16 protein-coding genes and 1 pseudogene are annotated in these 18,919 nt (G+C 40.1%); 12 read left to right on the top strand and 5 right to left on the bottom strand.

The genetic code is table 11. The features are described from left to right. Positions 1-20: 20 nt before the first annotated feature. The gene (locus N523_RS0102045) at positions 21-1,403 is read right to left on the bottom strand and encodes a Na+/H+ antiporter NhaC family protein (RefSeq protein WP_028834118.1); all 1,383 of its coding nucleotides are present in this window, start codon (positions 1,401-1,403) and stop codon (positions 21-23) included. Positions 1,404-1,706: 303 nt separating this feature from the next. Here N523_RS0102045 and N523_RS0102040 point away from each other — a divergent pair, with 303 nt between their 5' ends. Next, positions 1,707-2,216, top strand: a complete 510-nt coding sequence (locus N523_RS0102040) for a GNAT family N-acetyltransferase (RefSeq protein ID WP_028834117.1) — start codon at positions 1,707-1,709, stop codon at positions 2,214-2,216. A gap of 2 nt (positions 2,217-2,218) precedes the next feature. Here the strand turns inward: N523_RS0102040 and N523_RS0102035 are convergent, their stop codons facing one another. The 3 genes and pseudogenes from N523_RS0102035 to N523_RS0102025 form a co-directional block, all read right to left on the bottom strand. Then, entirely contained in the window at positions 2,219-2,827 is a 609-nt protein-coding gene (locus tag N523_RS0102035; RefSeq protein ID WP_028834116.1) for a PqiC family protein, read from the bottom strand. Next, entirely contained in the window at positions 2,827-4,482 is a 1,656-nt protein-coding gene (gene pqiB, locus N523_RS0102030) for an intermembrane transport protein PqiB (RefSeq protein ID WP_028834115.1), read from the bottom strand. Before pqiB ends, N523_RS0102035 begins: the two co-directional genes overlap by 1 nt. Then, positions 4,479-5,707: pseudogene (locus tag N523_RS0102025) on the bottom strand (PqiA/YebS family transporter subunit). Before N523_RS0102025 ends, pqiB begins: the two are co-directional and overlap by 4 nt. A 130-nt stretch (positions 5,708-5,837) precedes the next feature. On the opposite strand from N523_RS0102025, the gene N523_RS0102020 reads away from it, so the two are divergent. After that, positions 5,838-6,608, top strand: coding sequence for a substrate-binding periplasmic protein (locus tag N523_RS0102020; protein WP_028834113.1), 771 nt, complete (start codon positions 5,838-5,840; stop codon positions 6,606-6,608). Here the strand turns inward: N523_RS0102020 and N523_RS0102015 are convergent, their stop codons facing one another. Further along, positions 6,609-7,418 (bottom strand): thioesterase family protein, encoded by an 810-nt coding sequence (locus N523_RS0102015; RefSeq protein ID WP_008464384.1) that lies wholly within the window; start codon positions 7,416-7,418, stop codon positions 6,609-6,611. A 239-nt stretch (positions 7,419-7,657) separates the two neighbouring features. Here N523_RS0102015 and dnaK point away from each other — a divergent pair, with 239 nt between their 5' ends. The 10 genes from dnaK (at position 7,658) to N523_RS0101965 (ending at position 18,735) form a co-directional block, all read left to right on the top strand. Beyond that, complete coding sequence (dnaK, locus tag N523_RS0102010; RefSeq protein WP_013463167.1) at positions 7,658-9,574, top strand: molecular chaperone DnaK; 1,917 nt, start codon at positions 7,658-7,660, stop codon at positions 9,572-9,574. Between the two features lie 215 nt (positions 9,575-9,789). Next, a complete protein-coding gene (dnaJ, locus tag N523_RS0102005) occupies positions 9,790-10,929 on the top strand; it encodes a molecular chaperone DnaJ (protein ID WP_013463168.1) in 1,140 nt (379 codons plus the stop codon). A gap of 104 nt (positions 10,930-11,033) precedes the next feature. After that, positions 11,034-11,495, top strand: a complete 462-nt coding sequence (gene ybaK, locus N523_RS0102000; protein ID WP_028834112.1) for a Cys-tRNA(Pro) deacylase — start codon at positions 11,034-11,036, stop codon at positions 11,493-11,495. Between the two features lie 182 nt (positions 11,496-11,677). Beyond that, on the top strand, positions 11,678-12,046 hold the full coding sequence (locus tag N523_RS0101995; RefSeq protein WP_008112370.1) for a response regulator: 369 nt from the start codon (positions 11,678-11,680) through the stop codon (positions 12,044-12,046). A 136-nt stretch (positions 12,047-12,182) separates the two neighbouring features. Next, positions 12,183-12,434 (top strand): hypothetical protein, encoded by a 252-nt coding sequence (locus N523_RS19600; protein ID WP_013463170.1) that lies wholly within the window; start codon positions 12,183-12,185, stop codon positions 12,432-12,434. Between the two features lie 163 nt (positions 12,435-12,597). Then, positions 12,598-12,861: a CBU_0592 family membrane protein gene (locus N523_RS0101985; RefSeq protein ID WP_008112375.1), complete on the top strand. Its 264-nt coding sequence runs from the start codon at positions 12,598-12,600 to the stop codon at positions 12,859-12,861. A gap of 171 nt (positions 12,862-13,032) precedes the next feature. Beyond that, positions 13,033-14,763 (top strand): sensor histidine kinase, encoded by a 1,731-nt coding sequence (locus N523_RS0101980; RefSeq protein WP_028834111.1) that lies wholly within the window; start codon positions 13,033-13,035, stop codon positions 14,761-14,763. After that, positions 14,756-16,117 carry a sigma-54-dependent transcriptional regulator gene (locus N523_RS0101975; RefSeq protein ID WP_028834110.1) on the top strand — a complete coding sequence of 454 codons (1,362 nt, stop codon included), beginning with the start codon at positions 14,756-14,758 and terminating at the stop codon, positions 16,115-16,117. The genes N523_RS0101980 and N523_RS0101975 overlap by 8 nt, the downstream gene beginning before the upstream one ends. 174 nt (positions 16,118-16,291) lie before the next feature. After that, a complete protein-coding gene (locus N523_RS0101970; RefSeq protein ID WP_028834109.1) occupies positions 16,292-17,248 on the top strand; it encodes a porin in 957 nt (318 codons plus the stop codon). Between the two features lie 11 nt (positions 17,249-17,259). Then, entirely contained in the window at positions 17,260-18,735 is a 1,476-nt protein-coding gene (locus N523_RS0101965) for an SLC13 family permease (protein WP_028834108.1), read from the top strand. The last annotated feature ends 184 nt before the right edge of the window (positions 18,736-18,919 follow it).

The following is an 18,919-nucleotide window of genomic DNA, read 5'->3' as shown; positions in this document are numbered from 1 at the left end:
AAATGGCTACCATTGCCATGTTAGGCCATAAGTAAAAAGCCAATGATGGCAAAGCCTGCAGCAATTAAGGTATAAGGTAATTGCGTTACAGCATGACTGATCAAATTACAGCCAGAGCCTTGTGCTGCTAGTACGGTTGAATCAGAGTAAAAACAGGCTTGGCTACCAAATGAAGACGCTGAAAGCAATGCGCCAATCACCAATGGAATATTTGCATCAACCGCCGTCGCAAGGGGCATGACAATAGGAATTGAAACCGCAAAAATCCCCCAACTTGAACCCGTCGCAAACGCTAATATCGACATCGCAATAAATACCACCGCAGGTAAATAGCCAGCGGTCATATACGGGCTTAAGCTGCCAATCACAAATTGTGGCAAGCCAATTAAGTCGCATACATCTTTAAAAATAAAGGCGGCAATCACGGTTCCAATTGCGGGGATCATACTTTTAAAACCATCCAGCATACGCTCAATCATTTCGCTAAAGCTCATTAATTTTTGTAACGCATAAAATGGCAAAGTGACAGCCATTGTCGCTAATAGACCTTTGTACACATCTATTTCAAAATATACGGTAAATGCGACTAATAAAATAATCGGCAACAAAAAGTTATATAACTTACCTTTAGGATCCGCATCTTCAAAGTGTTCTTCCGCTGCTTTTACTGCATATTCATCGGCGGTTTGTACTTGAGTATAAATCGCAGGCTCTAAAGTAGGAGCGTGAGTTAGCGCCTGTTGCTCGGCTTTTTTCATGGGGCCAAAAGTAGGGATCACGCCGGCAATAACCAGCACCACAGTCAACACCGCAAACCAGGCATAAAACATGTACGGAATGGCTTGAATATAAACGGCAATGCCTTTGCCTTCTTCTGCAATGCCGTTATCGACTAACAGGCCACCAAAAAATACAGCCCACGTTGACAAAGGGACGAGTACACAAATAGGCGCTGCCGTTGAATCAACAACGTAAGCGAGCATTTCACGACTCACTTTAAATTTGTCGGTGATCCGCTTCATGGTTTCACCCACGGTAAGCGCGTTTAAATAATCGTCAATAAATATCACGACACCCAAACAAAAGGTCATAAATAAGGAGGATCGTTTACCTCGGGTGTACTTTAAAGCCAAACTACCAAACGCAGAAGCCCCTCCAGTGCGCACTAATAAGGCAATAAGCGCACCAAAGCCGCCACACACAAGTATTAACCAACCAATGGTTTCATCTGTCATTACTTTGAGTGATGTGCTGGCAAAATTTGAGAGAACTTTGCTAGGGTCAGCTAAAACAAGGCCAACTAATGCACCAATCAGTAACGATAAAATAGGGCGGCGTAAAACAACAGCCAATACAACCACTACCACAGGCGGCAGTAGAGTTAACGCAGAAGGTTCAAGCATTTATAAGATCACAAAATTAAAAGCAGATTTAAAAAGTAAACTGCTTATACAAAAACAAAGAAGATGATAAGTTTGTTGTTAAATCATTTTCCAAGTCACTGCTTTTGCACGCGTGAAGGGCACTTAAAAAATTATGTTAAATTAATAGTTTTAGTGAAACGCGTTGGCTTTGGCGCCAGACGGAGCAAGGAATGCATGCCGCTATTGTTGTGCCTTTAAAAACATCGGCGCAAAAGTAATCTTCTTTTTTATTTCAGTCAATAAAAAAATATCGGGTCGTGACAAATATTATCAGGAGTTATTTTGAATATTGCTTTTACAACAGAGCGCTTACACATACGCTTCGCACAAATAGCAGATGCGGCGGAGTTACTTAAGTTGGTTAATCAGGCTAATTTCACCAAATACATTGGTGATAAAGGTATTTATACTTTAGGCGACGCTAAAAAATACATCAAAGACAGTTTTATATCTGCCCATAAGCAGCATGGCTTTGGGCCTTATATAATCGCATTACATGATGAAACACTAGTTGGTATTGTTGGGTTTTATCAGCGAGCTGTTCTGCAATATCCCGATTTAGGGTTTGCGCTAAAAGACGGTTTTGAAAAAAAGGGCTATATTTTTGAGGCGGCAAATACCTTGCTAAACCATAGACAAAACTTGGGGATTAACCAGGTTACGGCGATCGCCCGCTGTGATAACCGTGCATCAAAAAATGTATTACAAAAGCTCGGTTTTAAAACCCAAGGTCAAGTGATCATAGAAAGCACTAACATTGCGGTAGATGTATATTTACTTAATACAGAGTGAAATTAAATTCGCGCTTTTTCAATTTCTTTCGCCGCAAGGATGTTGATTTGTTGCCACATTTTTTCAAGAGTAGCCACCAATGAATCATAGCCATCATCATCGATTGGCATAACAGATGAGAAATTATGGATGCTTAGTAAACGCCTACCCGATTCTGGGTGAGTGTAGTATAAACGCCATAGCCCTGAAATATCTGCATTACCTTGCAGATCACCGTTAAAGTGGTGTAGTTCGTATTCTAATTCGTAAAATGTTTGTTGCTGTTGGTCAGTAATAACGGGTAAGCCTTTAATAACCATCCAGTTTGTCATGGTATTAAATAATGTTTGCTGCGCGCTGGCACTGAGCATAACATCTGGCGACTCACCCCATAGATGATAATTAGCAGCATGGATTTGATTACTATCTACTTTCATAGCAATACCCCGGTTATTCAATGCGCCTCTTAGGGTAACTGTTTGCACGCGCAGTTGTGCCTGTGTATCTTGCACATTTCGCGAAGAGTCATTAATGGGCTGCTCAAATTGGTAATACTGAATTGTTGTTTGAATAGCAGAGCTGCAACCACTGATAAAGATCACACCCGTTAAAAGTAAAAATAGTGCTTTCATTATTGCTTCCTCGGTTGTGGATCTTTAGGTAGTGATTTGTCAAAAATGAGCATATTAGGTTGCTCGTTTAAGCCACGAGTAAGAGGCTGAAACTCTTCTGTTAAACGCTTAATTTGTAGCAGTGTTTGCTCAAGTTGATAGTGCATTTGAGAGCCTGCTTGATAGCTTGCCATGGTTTTGTCAAACTGGCGCATGGTTATTTCAAATTGTTCCATACTTTTAGTTATTTTTTCGAGATTACGATTAAAGTCGCCCGGTAAATTTTGTGTATCGGGCTTATTTAATAACGTGCGCATCTCACTTGCCAGAGCTTGATACTCGCTAAACGTAGTTTGCATTTTGGCTAAACTGTCTTCAATTTTTAAATTATTCACTTTATTAAGTACATCCGATACTTGATCGGCAAGCACCGTTATACCGCTCGATACACTAGGAAACACATCGTATTGAGCAAGTTTTTTAAGCTCGCTTTTTGGGGTGTCGGTATAAAAGTCAAAATCGACGTAAACTGCACCGGTTAGCAAATTACCCGGTTTAAGTGACGCTCTCATGCCGTTTTCAATCCACTCGTTAACGCTTGTTTCCCAATATTCTTTTGCTACCGAGGTGATATGGTATAAACGACCATATTCTACTTTTATCAATACCGGAACTGCGGTATTTTTAGCGCGAAAATGAGCCGGTTTCCCATCTATAATTACATTGGCGGGCGCTTCAACCACTGTGCCGACGCGAGTACCTCTATACTCAACTGGCGCACCAACACGGAGTCCTCTAATCGATTGTTCGAATTCAATAAGGTAATAATCAAAATCATAAAAACGCTCTTCTAAAGCTTGATTATAACTTTGACTCAAAGAAAAGCTATGGCCATCTTGTGCTAAATCACCAGGGGCTTGCTGATCAGGTAAGCCAACAGAAATACCGCCTTTTAATAATTTGCTTAGTGAACCAGTATTAATATTTATGCCATCAGCAGAAAGATCTATCTCAATACCTGAGTTAACCCAAAAAATAGAGTTTAAAGTGATCAGGTTCTCATAGGGGGCTTTAATAAAAATACCGTATTGCATTGCTTGGTTTTTCCAATCAAAGGTGGCGGTTTCTATTTGGCCTATTTTGTAGTTTTTAAAAAATATACCAGTACTCACATCAAGTACCTCAGCATTGTAACTGAGTAACTTAAAGCGTCCACCTTGAACATCTTTACCAATTAATGCGGGCTCTTCTTGCAGGGTAAAGCGTTTTTTAAGTTGGCTACTTTCTCCCGGTGAAAACTCTAAATAAACCCCTGAAAGTAGGGTACTCATACCACTGATCCCAGTTTCATCAATGCGTGGCTTTACTACCCAAATACTGGCATCTTCGGTGAGTAAATTATCATAGTTTTTATCTATTTGTGCTCGGGCAATTACACTGTCTTGGCTGTCAGAAAGGCGGACGTGATCAATTTGACCTATTTTAACACTTCGCACTTTTATTTCTGTTTTACCAGCAATAATCCCCTCTGCTTGGGGCATAGTGATGTAGATTGTTTGCCCTTTATTTAATTGATACTGATAAAGCATCCAAACACCAACAAATAAGGCAACCACAGGAATAATCCAAATTGCAGAAATACTTGATTTTTGTGCTACGTTAGCTGTTTTAGTCATGCTTTATTCTCTGCGTTATTATTTTTGGTGAGTCCCACAGTAGGCGAGGGTCAAATGCGTGTGCCGCCATCATTTGGCATAATACCATAACGGTAAAAAAGACGATGCCCAAACCTGGTGTAACCGACATTAAGTTTCCTAGCTGCACCAGTGCAACTAATATAGCCACAACAAACACATCAATCATAGACCATTTACCTATAAATTCAGTAAGTTGATACACTTTTGTGTAACCTTTTGTATGCAGGTTGGCGGGTTTTGTAACCATAAAGCACAAAAAGCTCAAAATAAGCGCTTTGGCTAACGGTACCACTACACTGGCAAAAAATATAATAATTGCAATAGGGTACGAGCCGCTACTCCATAACGTAATAACACCCGAAATAAGGGTTGCAGGTGTTTCATCCCCTAGGCTGATGGTGTACATAATGGGCAGTAAATTCGCAGGAATATAACAAATCAGAGAAGTAACTAACCATGCAGCCGCTTTTTGTACGCTGTTGGGGTTTCTTAAATACGTTTTACTATGGCAACGAGGACAGATTGATTCAACGCTCAGTTGATGGCAAACATGGCAGGCTTTTATATTCTCATCAATAGCCCGCTCAGCGTTTGAAGTATTTTGAAGTGTAGTGGCAGGGCTTACTTGTGACCACAGCCTAGCACGATTTAAACGCGTTAATGCACTAACATAAAAAATAACAAATCCCACATAAGCAAAAAAACTGATACCAAAGCTAACCTCAGCCAATGACATTATTTTTACCATGCTAACTAAAACACCAATCAGAAATATTTCTGACATGATCCAAGGCTCTAGCGTTAAAGTGAATTTTAATAGTTTTCTTGCAACTGCTTGCGGCAGTGCTTTGAGTGCGCCTAAATGCAAAGGGATCAAAATAATCAGCAAACTCATAGGCAGAATAATAATGCTGATATCAATAAATAGGCCGAGTAAGTCACTATCATAGTTAAATAAAATCCGTGCTGCGTCGGGCAGAGTAATAGTTTGGGTAATGCCATTACTACTAAAAGAGATAAACGGATAAAACATACTGCTGAGCAACATTAATAATGCGCTTAAACTCAGTGCGACTATTTCAGTGTCATGGTTTATATTAATACCGCGGACTTTATGGCTACAGCGTGGGCACAATGCCACTTGTTTGGCATTAATCTCGGGAATATCAATGATAAGATCACAGCTTGGGCAGGCAGTTTGCAAAATGTTAGCTTATAATTAATTCAATAATTTAAATATTGCTATAAATAATAGTTAAATACAAACGCTGCGGCTAAATTACTAAAGAAAAGTAACCCCAATAACTGAAAATAAAAACGGATTAGGTGAAAGAGTGAAAGTTGTATTTTTATTGGCCTTAGTGTGTTTATGTGGTGATAGTTTTGCATTTGTTAATGATAATAAGCAGCAACGAGTCATTATTGCGGCTAACCCTACTGTTGCGCCTTATGTAATAAGTGAAAATGATTCAGGTATTCAGCTCGAGATTGTAAAGGCAGCACTTAACAATCAAGACATAAATGAGGTTGATGTACATTACATGTCAAATCAGCGTGCAGATGCTTTATTGAACCAAGGCCATGTTGATATTGCATTAAATTACTCGGGTATTTTAATTGCTGGCATATATCGAAGCCAATCGGTTGTTAATTATGAGAATGTGGTGGTGAGTCTTAAAAAGAGTAACTTCACTATTAATAGTATTTACGATCTGGCGACTAAAAGTGTTTTAGCATTTCAAAATGCGCCTGCTTATTTACCCAAAGAATTTGGTCACAACTTAGAGAACTTGAGAGGCTATGAAGAAGTATTCAATCAACAAGCGCAGATACATCATTTAATGGCAGGGTGGGTTGATACGATTATTCTCGATAGGCGAATATTTCTTCACTATTTAAAGGAATATCAAAAAACTAATGCCACTAAAGATTTTGTTATTCATGCTATTTTTCCACCTGCGGCAAGGCCTGCGTATTTTAACAATGATTTGCTGAGACAGCAGTTTGACAAAGGCTTAGCAAATATAATTCAAAGCGGTGAATATCGCACCATAATGCTTAACTTAGATAAGCAATATACCCAGCGCGACTTCACTGCTCTTTAATTAATCAAATAAGGCAACCGTTTGGCGGGTGAGTGCAATAAGCTCACCGGATTGCGACCAAATACAGCCATCTTCTAAGCCATAGCCATCTTTTGAATGATGAGTGATTGCTTCAAAACCCAACCATTCACCTGGCACTAAATTAGGCGCTTGTACAAATTCTAAATACCACGACATGCTACTAGCCGGTGCAGGTTGCTTAAACATTTGTAGTAATGTTGGCGGCCATGCGTCGGTAAGGGCAATAACATGAGCTTCTGTAATTTCTTCAGGCGTGTGTTTAAATCGCATCCAACCACCAAGGTGAGAGGTTTGCGCACTACTAAACGGCATGGCGCCTTGTTGCGGGCATAAATCAACATGCTGAAAAAATTCTGGCATTTTCCCAGGTACAAAGCCTAAACAATGGCCTTCGTTTACAGGGTGTAAGGTTAACGACTTTGATACTGGCACATTAATTGATGAGTTACGATTTTTTGCAAAACAGGCCTGCACGATGACACACACCGCATCATCTTGAATCGCTTTGGCGAGCACTTGGGTACTGCTTTTACCTTCACGTAATATTTCTACCGATAAAGAAAACGGTTTTTCAGCCAATAATGGCCCTACAAAGTTTGTACTTAAAGAAAGCAGTCTTCTTGATGAATCAACTTTATTGCGCATTGCTTGATAAAGTAGCGCAGCAGAGAGGCCACCAAAAGCAGTACGACCTTGGCACCAGTTAGCAGGAAACTGCATGGTATTGGTTAACGGGTCAGTTTCCTGACTCGCTTGGGCTGCTTGTTTTAATAATTGTTCAAAGTGCACAAATAATGTCCTTTTGCTGTTATTTGCTGAATTTATATCACACCCAAACTCATCAGACCAGACAATAAATAAGCTCCCAAATTACAAAAAATGAGCAATCCCTACTCTTTTTAGGGTTATTTAGTAAATAAATTAAAAAAAATGCGTTTTTTTTCATTTTTACAGTTGAATTAAGTTTGTGGCATCCCTATTAACTAGTCATCGAATGTATTAACGAATTTAGAAGTTGGAGAAGATTCATGGGTAGAATTATTGGAATCGATTTAGGTACTACTAACTCTTGTGTTGCAGTACTTGATGGTGACAAAGCACGTGTTATTGAAAATGCGGAAGGCGATCGCACAACCCCGTCTATTATTGCTTATACGCAAGACGGTGAAACGTTAGTAGGTCAACCTGCAAAACGTCAAGCGGTAACTAACCCAACAAACACGTTATTTGCAATCAAACGTTTAATTGGTCGTCGCTTTGAAGACGAAGAAGTACAACGTGATATCGGCATCATGCCTTTCAAAATTATCAAAGCAGATAATGGCGATGCATGGGTAGAAGCAGGCGGTGAAAAACGCGCTGCACCACAAATTTCTGCTGAAGTACTGAAAAAAATGAAGAAAACGGCTGAAGACTTCTTAGGTGAAGAAGTAACTGAAGCGGTAATCACAGTACCGGCATACTTTAACGATTCACAACGTCAAGCTACAAAAGATGCGGGCCGTATTGCGGGTCTTGAAGTAAAACGTATTATCAATGAGCCAACAGCTGCAGCCCTTGCATACGGTATGGATAAAAACCGTGGCGAAAACGTAGTAGCGGTATACGACTTAGGTGGTGGTACTTTCGATTTATCAATCATTGAAATTGATGAAGTTGAAGGCGAGCACACATTTGAAGTACTTGCGACAAATGGTGACACTCACTTAGGTGGTGAAGATTTTGATAACCGTGTAATCAACTACTTAGTTGCTGAATTCAAGAAAGATCAAGGTATCGATTTACAAAATGATCCGCTTGCAATGCAACGTGTTAAAGAAGCAGCAGAGAAAGCAAAAATTGAGCTTTCATCAGCACAATCTACAGAAGTTAACCTTCCGTACGTAACCGCTGATGCATCAGGTCCTAAGCACATGAACGTGAAATTAACGCGTGCTAAGCTTGAGTCACTGGTTGAAGACTTAGTGACTAAGTCGATTGAACCGCTTAAACGCGCACTAGCTGATGCTGACCTGTCTGTGAACGATATCAACGATATCATTCTAGTGGGTGGTCAAACGCGTATGCCACTTGTTCAAAGAACAGTTGCTGAGTTCTTTGGTAAAGAGCCACGTAAAGACGTTAACCCTGATGAAGCGGTAGCTGTGGGTGCTGCGATTCAAGGTGGTGTACTTGCAGGTGACGTGAAAGACGTACTATTACTAGACGTATCACCATTATCTCTAGGTATTGAGACGATGGGGTCAGTAATGACAGCACTGATTGAGAAAAACACCACGATTCCTACTAAGAAATCGCAAACATTCTCAACAGCAGAAGATAATCAATCTGCAGTAACCATTCATGTGTTACAAGGTGAGCGTAAACGTTCAAGTGATAACAAATCGCTAGGTCAATTTAACCTAGAAGGCATTCGCCCAGCACAACGTGGTACGCCACAAATCGAAGTAACATTCGATGTTGATGCCGATGGTATCTTACATGTATCTGCAAAAGATAAAGATACAGGTAAAGAGCAAAAAATCACTATTCAAGCATCTTCTGGCTTAAGCGATGAAGAAGTTGAAAAAATGGTTCGTGATGCAGAAGCGCACGCTGAAGACGATAAAAAGTTTGAAGAGTTAGTAGCTGCACGTAACCAAGCTGATGCACTTGTTCACGGTACACGTAAGCAAATTGAAGAAGCGGGTGATGCTCTACCAAGCGAAGACAAAGACGCGATTGAAGCGGCTGTTGTTGACCTAGAAGCAGCAATTAAGAGTGACGACAAAGCAGAGATTGAAGCGAAAACGCAAGCGCTTGCTGAAAAGTCTCAAAAGCTAATGGAAATCGCTCAAGCTAAAGCACAACAAGCTGGTGGTGACGCTGGTGAACAACAACAGTCAGCTAAACAAGATGACGATGTTGTTGATGCAGAGTTCGAAGAAGTTAAAGACGACAAGTAATTGTTGCTAACGCTTCTCGCTAATTTAAAACACATGACCAAATCAAGTGTTTGAGTTAGGATGAACACATGAGGCGCGTAGGCTAAAGCTTAACGCGCCTTTTGCATGTAAAGAGAAGTGAATAAAACGCTTTAAAAATTCAATGATAAATCGATATGATTTATCGGTTTGTCCAGCAGCTAACGCTGTAAATAGAAAAGAGTAGTGTGATAGATATGTCAAAACGCGATTATTACGAAGTCCTCGGCGTAAGCAAAGATGCGAGTGAGCGAGACATAAAAAAAGCGTATAAACGCTTAGCGATGAAATATCACCCCGATCGTACCGCCGGTGATAAAGACCTTGAAACTAAATTCAAGGAAGTTAAAGAAGCTTACGAAATACTGACTGATGCGCAAAAGCGTCAAATGTATGACCAATACGGCCATGCAGCCTTCGAACAAGGTGGTGGCGGTGGTCACGGTGGCTTTGGCGGCGGCCAAGGTGATTTTGGTGATATTTTTGGTGACGTATTTGGTGATATTTTTGGTGGCGGCGGTGGTCGACGTCAATCACGCCAGCAACGTGGCTCAGATTTACGTTACAACATGGACTTAAGCTTAGAAGAAGCGGTTCGTGGTAAAGACGTTGAGATTAAAGTGCCTACTTGGGTTAGTTGTGAACCATGTGATGGCAGTGGTGCTAAAGCGGGCTCTAAACCAAAAACATGTACAACCTGTCATGGTGCAGGCCAAGTACAAATGCGCCAAGGCTTTTTTGCCGTACAGCAAACCTGTCCGACGTGTCATGGACAAGGTCAGATCATTTCAGATCCTTGTAATAAATGTCATGGGCAAGGCCGTGTAGAAAAAACTAAAACGCTATCGGTTAAAATCCCGGCAGGCGTAGATACTGGCGATCGTATTCGCTTATCAGGTGAAGGCGAAGCTGGCATGCATGGTGCACCAGCAGGTGACTTGTATGTGCAAGTATCTGTTCGTGAACACAAAATATTTGTTCGTGAAGCTAATAATTTATATTGTGAAGTACCAATAAGCTTTACCACCGCAGGCCTTGGCGGTGAAATTGAAGTGCCAACGCTTGATGGGCGTGCAAAGCTTAAAATACCGTCAGAAACACAAACGGGCAAAATGTTCCGTATGCGTGGCAAAGGTGTTAAGTCAGTACGCAGTGGCGCTCAAGGCGATTTAATTTGTAAGGTTGTGATTGAAACGCCAGTTAATTTAAACGAGCGTCAACGTGACTTACTTAAAGAATTAGATGAAAGTATGGGCAAAGACAGCTCAAAAAACCGCCCTAAAGAGCAAGGCTTTTTTGATGGGGTTAAAAAGTTTTTTGATGACTTAACTAAGTAATTAGTCGGATCAATAGACCCTAGTAAAAACGGCGCTTTTTTAGCGCCGTTTTTTTATGTTTAATGTGCTAAATTATTAGGGAAATTTATTTTGGACTTTATCAGATGACCCCCGCTATAGAGCAGCTAAAAAAAAGCAATATTAAGTTTGACATACTCAGTTACGAGCACGATATAAACAATACTAATTACGGCCTTGAAGCGGTTGAAAAGCTAAATCTAAATAGCGCCCAAGTATTTAAAACCTTAGTGCTAGAAACCTCAGAGCAACAGCTTATTGTAGCGGTGACTCCCGTCACTCAGCAGGTTAATTTAAAACAGCTTGCGAAGCTTTGTGCAGTAAAAAAAGTGATGATGGCAGACCCACAAAAAGTGCAGGCGAGTACCGGTTATATTTTGGGAGGAGTAAGCCCCCTTGGCCAAAAAAAACGGCTAAAAACATACATACACTCCAGTGCGTTAGATTTTGAAATGATATATGTTAGTGCCGGAAAACGAGGGTTAGAAGTAACACTAAGTGCAAAAAGCTTAGCACATATAACTCAAGCTTCGTTTGCAGTTTTTTAAACTTTTGTTTAGCTAAAATAAGGGGATATAAGTATCCATCTGATTACTTGCGGCAATAGGTATTATTAACTAATGTTGTTACTACACATAACACGTTTTTGTTAATACCTTTTAGATTGGCGTGTCGCCTTTACTTTGTTTTAATGAAAATTTGCTCGCAGCTATTTTGGTAAAACATACGCATGAAAATACTTGTTGTTGATGATATGCCGTTAATGCGTCATGTATTAATTAATATGTTAAGGCAGTTAGATTATAAAGATATTGTTGAAGCCACAGATGGGCTTCAAGCATTAAACATACTGCAAAATCAAATGTTTGATTTGGTTATAACAGATCTTCATATGCCTAAAATGGATGGCATTACTTTACTTGATAATATTAGAAAAGATGCCGAGCTGAAAAACCTTCCTGTACTTATGGTGACCTGTGAAGATAGTTCTTCGACTGTCAAAAAAGCGATTAATGCTAAAGTGTCAGGGTTTATCGTAAAGCCTTTTAATATGAATGTGTTATCAGCTCAATTAACCCGTTTATCGATAAAAGCCTAAAGCTAATCGTTTATAAAGTAGAGTTATCTACCGACTGTTTAAAAAATGTATTAGCGCAACAGCCGTTCATTATTTTCTACCACTGATGTGATAGCATTATGCTATTAACTAATCGTAAAGTAATCATTGAGGAAGTATGGCTAAGCCCAATAAAAAAGGGCCTACAAAAACGGTCGATATATTTTGTTCTGCGTGTAAGGCACCGTTATTCAAATACCGTAAAGGTGGCAAAGGTGCTTTAGTAAAATGTTTTATAGAAAGAATAACCCAAGATCACACCCATACTGAATGCGTATGCCCAGGCTGTGAACGACCTTTTGCCCGCCCCACAATTATAAGAGGGACCCCTGCCTATAAAATGATTGGTGGTAAAGTCACGTTTAAATAAACGTTTTGTTTATAGTCTAAAGTAGTGAGGGGCGGACATAAGCCCTTGTTTGCTTTTTTTGCACTGGTAAACTTCGCTGGTTTTGCTGTTTCAATGATTGAAAAAAACCCTCCCCATGGATTGGGCCAGTCAGTTGGGTTTTAAAATGGAAAAGGATAGACGTGTGATCGCACTTTTATTTGATATTGTAGGTATGAGTGGCACTTTTTTAGTGGTTGGTTCATTTTTTTTGCTGCAACTAAATAAAGTTTCACCTAAAAGTTTAACGTATAACTTAATGAATTTAAGTGGCGCTATTTTGTTACTTATTAGCCTTTGTTATAACTTTAACTTAGCAAGCTTTGTGATTGAAATATTTTGGATTGCAGCCTCATTAATTGGCTTATACAAATATTTTAAAGACAAACCTGTCGTTGCAAAAGCGTAAATTAAGCTAAAACAGCACACCTTAAAAGGTGATTAAACCGTGGAATGTAATATTTCACGGTTTTTTAGTTTCAGTACAATTGTTAACAAAAAGTTTCTTCTGCAAAGGGGGATAACTCGTTACAATATTGGCTATTACTTATTATTGGCATCATAGTTGTCATAGGCGTTTATGTTCTCCATCCCCAAAAAAATTATTTTTGCCTGTATATTGTTAGTACTATTATTGGTGGTCACCTTTTCGTTTGGTCGTGCTTATGATTTAGGGCAAGCCAAAATTCAAGCTGATCAACAAGTTATCCAATTAAATAATTATATCGATAACGAACTCGCTCGATTTGCGGCTATCCCTCAGCTGCTAACTGAAAATAACGTATTGATTCGTTTTACTAATAATGAATCACAACACTTTAATGCAATTAACAATTACCTTGCTGATATTCAACAAGCCAGTGGTGCCTCAGATGTATACATACTAGATACTCATGGCGATGTTATTGCCAGTAGTAACTGGCAAACCGACTATACATTTTTAGGTAGTAACTTTGCATTTAGACCTTATTTTAAACAAGCGTTTGCCGGTGAAAAGGTCGCATACTTTGCACTTGGTCAGCGCTCAAAAGAGCGCGGAATTTATTTTTCCCAAGCTATTTACCTAGATGGAAAAGCCATTGGCGTGGTGGCGCTTAAAATTAATGTCGCTAAATTTGAAAACGATCGTTCGCTTTTAAATACCTCAAAAGGAAGCCATTTTTATTTGCAACTTGCCGATAATATTATTGCCATGTCGGATGAACCCGAATGGCGTTTAAATAGTTTTACAGAGCTTGATATTACCGCGCGTCGTGATATTAAACAGCGCCGTGCTTACTTAGATCATCAACCGCTACAAATTAAACAACAGCGCTACAAAAGCCAGGGCATTGAGCAATTTAAAATTGCTAAAGATGAATACGTTTCCGCCTCAAGACCCTTAACTCATCTGAATGCAACCATGACAGTGCTTGTTGATATTTCAAACATTAACGCCTTACAGGTGCCTAGATTGTTATGGCTAGTGTTGTTTTATTGGGTGTTTATTTTTGTTGGATATAGCTTATTGGCACGCTTTGCCGGGTATAAAAAATTACTGTATTCGCGTCACAGTTTAGAGCTCGAAGTACTAGAGCGTACCCAAGCACTCGAAAAAGCCCAAACCGCATTAGTACAGTCGGCAAAATTAGCCACTATTGGGCAATTGAGTGCGGGCATTAATCACGAAATTAACCAACCGCTCAGCGCAATGAACACCTATTTAGCCAGTGCTAAAATTTTCCTAAAAAAGGGAAAGCTCAACGCATTAAGTGAAAACTTAATCATTATCGAGAATTTAGTAGAGCGGGTGCATAAAATAGTGGCGCAGCTTAAACACTTTAGTAAACCGGCGACCATGCAACTTCGGCCTCATCCACTGTCGGCGTTATTAAACAATGCGTTGATGATCACCCATCCGCAACTTAAACAAGACGATGTTAACGTAAGTGCACCGCAGTTTTCGCAAGAGATCACGGTGTGGGTCGATGCGTTAAAGTTTGAACAAGTATTGGTTAATGTGATCACCAATGCATCACAGGCAATGAAAGGTGAGCCAGTTAGAGAGCTCAGTTTTGATGTTGAATGCTTTGAAGAGCGCGTTAAGCTTTCTATATTAGATAGTGGCCCTGGTATTGAGCATCATGTGCTGGGGTCTATTTTTGAACCTTTTTATAGTACCAAATCAAGTAACGGTTTAGGGCTGGGCTTGTCGATTTCAAAGCAAATTATTGAATCATTTAATGGTTACTTAACTGCACATAATCGCCCTGAAGGCGGTGCGCAATTTATTATTAGTTTATCAAGCATAGAGGCCACTAAAAATGATTGAAGCCGTTGTTTGCAAACAGATTATTGTTATTGATGATGAAGCGATGATCCGCGATTCATTGAATCAGCTATTAACGCTCGAGGGGTATGAGGTACAGTGTTTTAGTGATGCAAGTGTTGCCTTAAGTCGCTTAAATCGCAGTTTTTGTGGCATTGTACTCAGTGACATAAACATGCCCACTATGGATGGTTTAACGTTTATTGAGCAGGTAAAAGCATTCGATAGTGAACTACCAGTGATATTTTTAACCGGTTATGCTGATGTTTCTGTTGCGGTAAAAGCGATGCAACTAGGCGCGTATGATTTATTTGAAAAACCACTGAACGAAAATTTATTAGATTGTATTGCCAGAGCCTCAGATAAACGTGCTTTAGTAATGGAAAACAGAGCGCTGAAGCGCGCGGTTGAGAAAACGTCGGCGCCCGGTGTGCGTATTTTAGGTGATACGCTTAAAATGCAGCATATGATGAACCTACTCAACACGGTGATTGATACTCCGGCTGATGTGCTGATTGAAGGTGAAACTGGCACAGGTAAAGAATTGGTTGCCCGTTATTTACACGATCATAGTAACCGTTCAAGCTGTCAGTTTGTGGCTATTAACTGTGGCGCAGTCCCAGAGCAATTAATAGAAAGCGAACTGTTTGGGGCTATCAGCGGAGCCTTTACTGGCGCAACACACGATCGCAAAGGTAAATTTGAGTTTGCACAAGGCGGCACCGTTTTTTTAGATGAAATTGAAAGCACTCCTTTATCACTTCAAGTTAAATTACTACGGGTGCTTGAAGAGCGAAAAGTAACTCCGGTCGGTGCTAATAAAGCGATAGAGCTTGATATTCGTATAGTTGCGGCAACCAAAGTCGATTTACTTTCGCTGGTAGAAAAAGGTGAGTTTAGAGCCGACTTATATTACCGACTGAGTTTAGTAAAAGTCAGCATCCCTGCATTAAGAGACAGAAAAGCAGATATTCCACTGTTGTTTAAACATTTTAGCTCTATAGCTGCGACCCGCTTTCATAAACCGTTAGGGGCGCTCAATATAGAACTACAACAACGTTTACTAGCGCACGATTGGCCTGGCAATGTGCGGGAATTGAGAAATCAAGCCGAGCGCGCGGTATTGCTAGGCCCCGATCTGGCATTTGCACAAAGTGACTCAAGCAACAGCACGCTATCATTAGATTTGAGCCTAGCCGAAAAGGTCAGCTTTTATGAGCAATCCTTAATTGAAGAGGCGCTAGAGCTTAACCATGGCAGCATTAAAGACACCATGACAACCTTACAAATTGCGCGTAAAACCCTCTACGATAAAATGAGTAAATATAACCTTAATCGAGATATGTTCACCGATTAATGGGTGGAAATGGTGATATTGAGTGTTTTTTATGTGTGGAAACCCGCACATTTCAATGTTTATTTTTAAACCTTTATTTTTTAAATCACTGAAAATTATTGTTATTTTTTAGTTGGTCATGTTCTTGCTTTGTAGGTGCAGACAACAAGTAGCATCACATAATTAGGACACATAATGAAAAACAATATATTCCAAGGTTCAGTACTTGCTGCGTTATGCAGTGCTGCCACGTTACCTGCAACCACTTTTGCTGCAGACTACACAGTGTATGGTAAAGCCGAAGTACAAATTGCTAACACCGATACAGGCATAATGCGTTACGCTGACGAAGGCACGCAAATAGATGCCCCTTTTTCGCGTATTGGCATTAAAGGTGACCATAAATTAAATGAGTATTTTACCGCGGTATTTAAATACGAAGTTCAAGTAAAAGGTTTTGAACACGACGACACCAATGAGCCTTTTGCAGCACGCAATACTTACCTTGGTCTAAAAGGTGCTTTTGGTGAAGTGGTGGTTGGGCGAAACGACACGCGCTTTAAATATTCAGAAGGTAAGCTTGATAATTTTAACGAAACCCAAGCTGATATTGCTCAAGTAATTGCAGGGCAAGACCGCTTAGGCGATACCATCACCTATACCTCTAAGTATTGGCATAACGCGCAGTTTTCATTTACCTATGCGCCAAAAGATGACAACAAAGATAACGAAGCAGGATTTGCTGCTACGCTAATTTACGGCGACCGAAATTTAAATAAAACACCTTACTCTATTTCAATCAGCCATGTTGATTCGCTTAATAACATTAAAGCAAGCCGTATTGCGGGTGTGTATAAGTTTGAAAAATTACAATTAGGGGCATTATACCAGCATTCAGAATCGATTGACGGCGCTAAGTCTGGCAACGGTTATGTACTAAGCGCAAGCTATAAGTTAGACAAATGGGTACCTAAAGTACAATTTGCAAAAGATGATTCAAAACTACGTCAAACCTCAGACGCTTCACAGTGGACTACGGGTGTAGATTATGTATTTGACAAGCAAACCACAGCTTACCTTTTATACACTGACCTTGACCTAGAAGAAAATGCTGATAGCAGTGTTGCACTTGGTCTTAAATATAAATTTTAAGGGCTGAACAAATGACAAAACGTATTTTAGAAAATAACGCGAATAAAAAGCCATTTATGCAATGGCTGTTATTGTTACTTGGTCCATGTGTCATGCTACTTACTTGCTTAGTTGAGCCGCCAGTAGGTATGTCGGCGGCAGCATTTAAAACCGCAGGCTTAGCATTTTGGATGGCCTCGTGGTGGGTGAGTGAGGTAGTGCCTATTCCTGCTACTGCGTTACTACCTTTAGTGATTTCGCCGATTGTTGATATAGCAGCGATAAAAAGTGTTGCAGCGCCTTATGCGCATCCGCTGATCTTTTTATTTTTAGGTGGCTTTTTAATCTCAATAGCGATGGAGCGTTGGGGATTACACAAGCGTATTGCATTAAAAACAATGCTTTATGCGGGTAAAAAACCAAGCTTACAAATTTTAGCGATGATGTTAGTGACTGCATTTTTATCAATGTGGATGTCTAATACCGCTACAGCAGTAATGATGCTACCTATCGCTTTATCTATTACCCATTTAGTTAAAAGCTCAGATCCTAGTAATGAAGGTTTTGGTAAAGCCCTTTTACTGTCGATTGCTTATGGCGCGAGTATTGGCGGTATTGCTACTTTAATCGGTACTCCACCAAATGCATTAATGGCGGCGTACCTATCAGACAGTTATCAGATTGAAATTGGCTTTGCCGAGTGGATGATTGTTGGTGTGCCTTTAGCGCTCGGTATGTTGCTGATCAGCTGGATTTGGTTAACTAAATTCACTTATAAGGTCGATGCGAATGTACAAGCGAACAAGCGTATTGATACCAAAGCGGTATTCTCTTCACAATTAAAAGACTTAGGCCTAATGCAACGTGCTGAAAAGGGCGTGTTGTTTGTATTTGTGCTTGCCGCTATTTGTTGGATATTTAGACCTTTATTAGGCGATGTTACCGGGCTTAAAATTTCAGATACCGGTATTGCTATTGCTGCAGCATTATTACTGTTTGTACTACCGGCAAATAAAGGCAGCGATGCGCGTATTTTAGATTGGGAAAGTGCCGCTAAAGTGCCGTGGGGTGTGTTGCTTTTATTTGGTGGCGGATTAACACTTGCCTCGCAAATAAAGTCATCAGGATTAGCTGACTACATAGCCAATATGATTGAAGGGGCGAGTACTATTCCATTAGTCATGAGCATTCTTGTTGTGGTTGCGCTGATTACGTTCTTAACTGAAATAACCAGTAATACTGCCACAGCAGCAGGCTTTTTACCACTGCTAGGCCCCGTTGCTGAGTCAGTAACAGGCAGTCCGTTAGTATGGGTTATTCCAGCTGCGATTGCGTGTAGTTGTGCGTTTATGATGCCAGTAGCCACACCACCCAATGCGATTGTGTTTGGCTCGGGTGAAATTAAAATGAAAGACATGATCCGTGCTGGCTTTGTGTTAAATATTGTCGCTATTGTTTTAATTACCTTAGTAACAATGACCATAGCAGCCCAAGTTTTTGGTTTTTAATAACCCACTTTAATCAACTAACAAAACAGATAACCGATGCACACAAAAGCAGTGCATCGGTATGCGTTCCAACCAACCTGTTGAGTGTTTTTGCAATCCTTTTCCTCGTGTTGCAAAATCACTCTTTATTGCTCGAGTAACAGAACAAGGTTATAGTCTTGAAAACGTTATAAATCGGGTAGCC

The sequence above is a fragment of the Pseudoalteromonas sp. 23_GOM-1509m genome (assembly GCF_000518425.1).
Lineage (GTDB): Bacteria > Pseudomonadota > Gammaproteobacteria > Enterobacterales > Alteromonadaceae > Pseudoalteromonas > Pseudoalteromonas tetraodonis.
The sequence above is the reverse complement of the archived record's forward strand: the minus strand, read 5'-3'. Positions and strand labels throughout refer to the sequence as shown.

Excerpts from the sequence above, each read along its gene's own strand:
- N523_RS0102045 (WP_028834118.1), bottom strand. The coding sequence starts at position 1,403 with ATGCTTGAACCTTCTGCGTTAACTCTACTGCCGCCTGTGGTAGTGGTT.
- N523_RS0102035 (WP_028834116.1), bottom strand. The coding sequence starts at position 2,827 with ATGAAAGCACTATTTTTACTTTTAACGGGTGTGATCTTTATCAGTGGT.
- pqiB (WP_028834115.1), bottom strand. The coding sequence starts at position 4,482 with ATGACTAAAACAGCTAACGTAGCACAAAAATCAAGTATTTCTGCAATT.
- dnaK (WP_013463167.1), top strand. The coding sequence starts at position 7,658 with ATGGGTAGAATTATTGGAATCGATTTAGGTACTACTAACTCTTGTGTT.
- dnaJ (WP_013463168.1), top strand. The coding sequence starts at position 9,790 with ATGTCAAAACGCGATTATTACGAAGTCCTCGGCGTAAGCAAAGATGCG.
- ybaK (WP_028834112.1), top strand. The coding sequence starts at position 11,034 with ATGACCCCCGCTATAGAGCAGCTAAAAAAAAGCAATATTAAGTTTGAC.
- N523_RS0101995 (WP_008112370.1), top strand. The coding sequence starts at position 11,678 with ATGAAAATACTTGTTGTTGATGATATGCCGTTAATGCGTCATGTATTA.
- N523_RS19600 (WP_013463170.1), top strand. The coding sequence starts at position 12,183 with ATGGCTAAGCCCAATAAAAAAGGGCCTACAAAAACGGTCGATATATTT.
- N523_RS0101980 (WP_028834111.1), top strand. The coding sequence starts at position 13,033 with ATGTTCTCCATCCCCAAAAAAATTATTTTTGCCTGTATATTGTTAGTA.
- N523_RS0101975 (WP_028834110.1), top strand. The coding sequence starts at position 14,756 with ATGATTGAAGCCGTTGTTTGCAAACAGATTATTGTTATTGATGATGAA.
- N523_RS0101970 (WP_028834109.1), top strand. The coding sequence starts at position 16,292 with ATGAAAAACAATATATTCCAAGGTTCAGTACTTGCTGCGTTATGCAGT.
- N523_RS0101965 (WP_028834108.1), top strand. The coding sequence starts at position 17,260 with ATGACAAAACGTATTTTAGAAAATAACGCGAATAAAAAGCCATTTATG.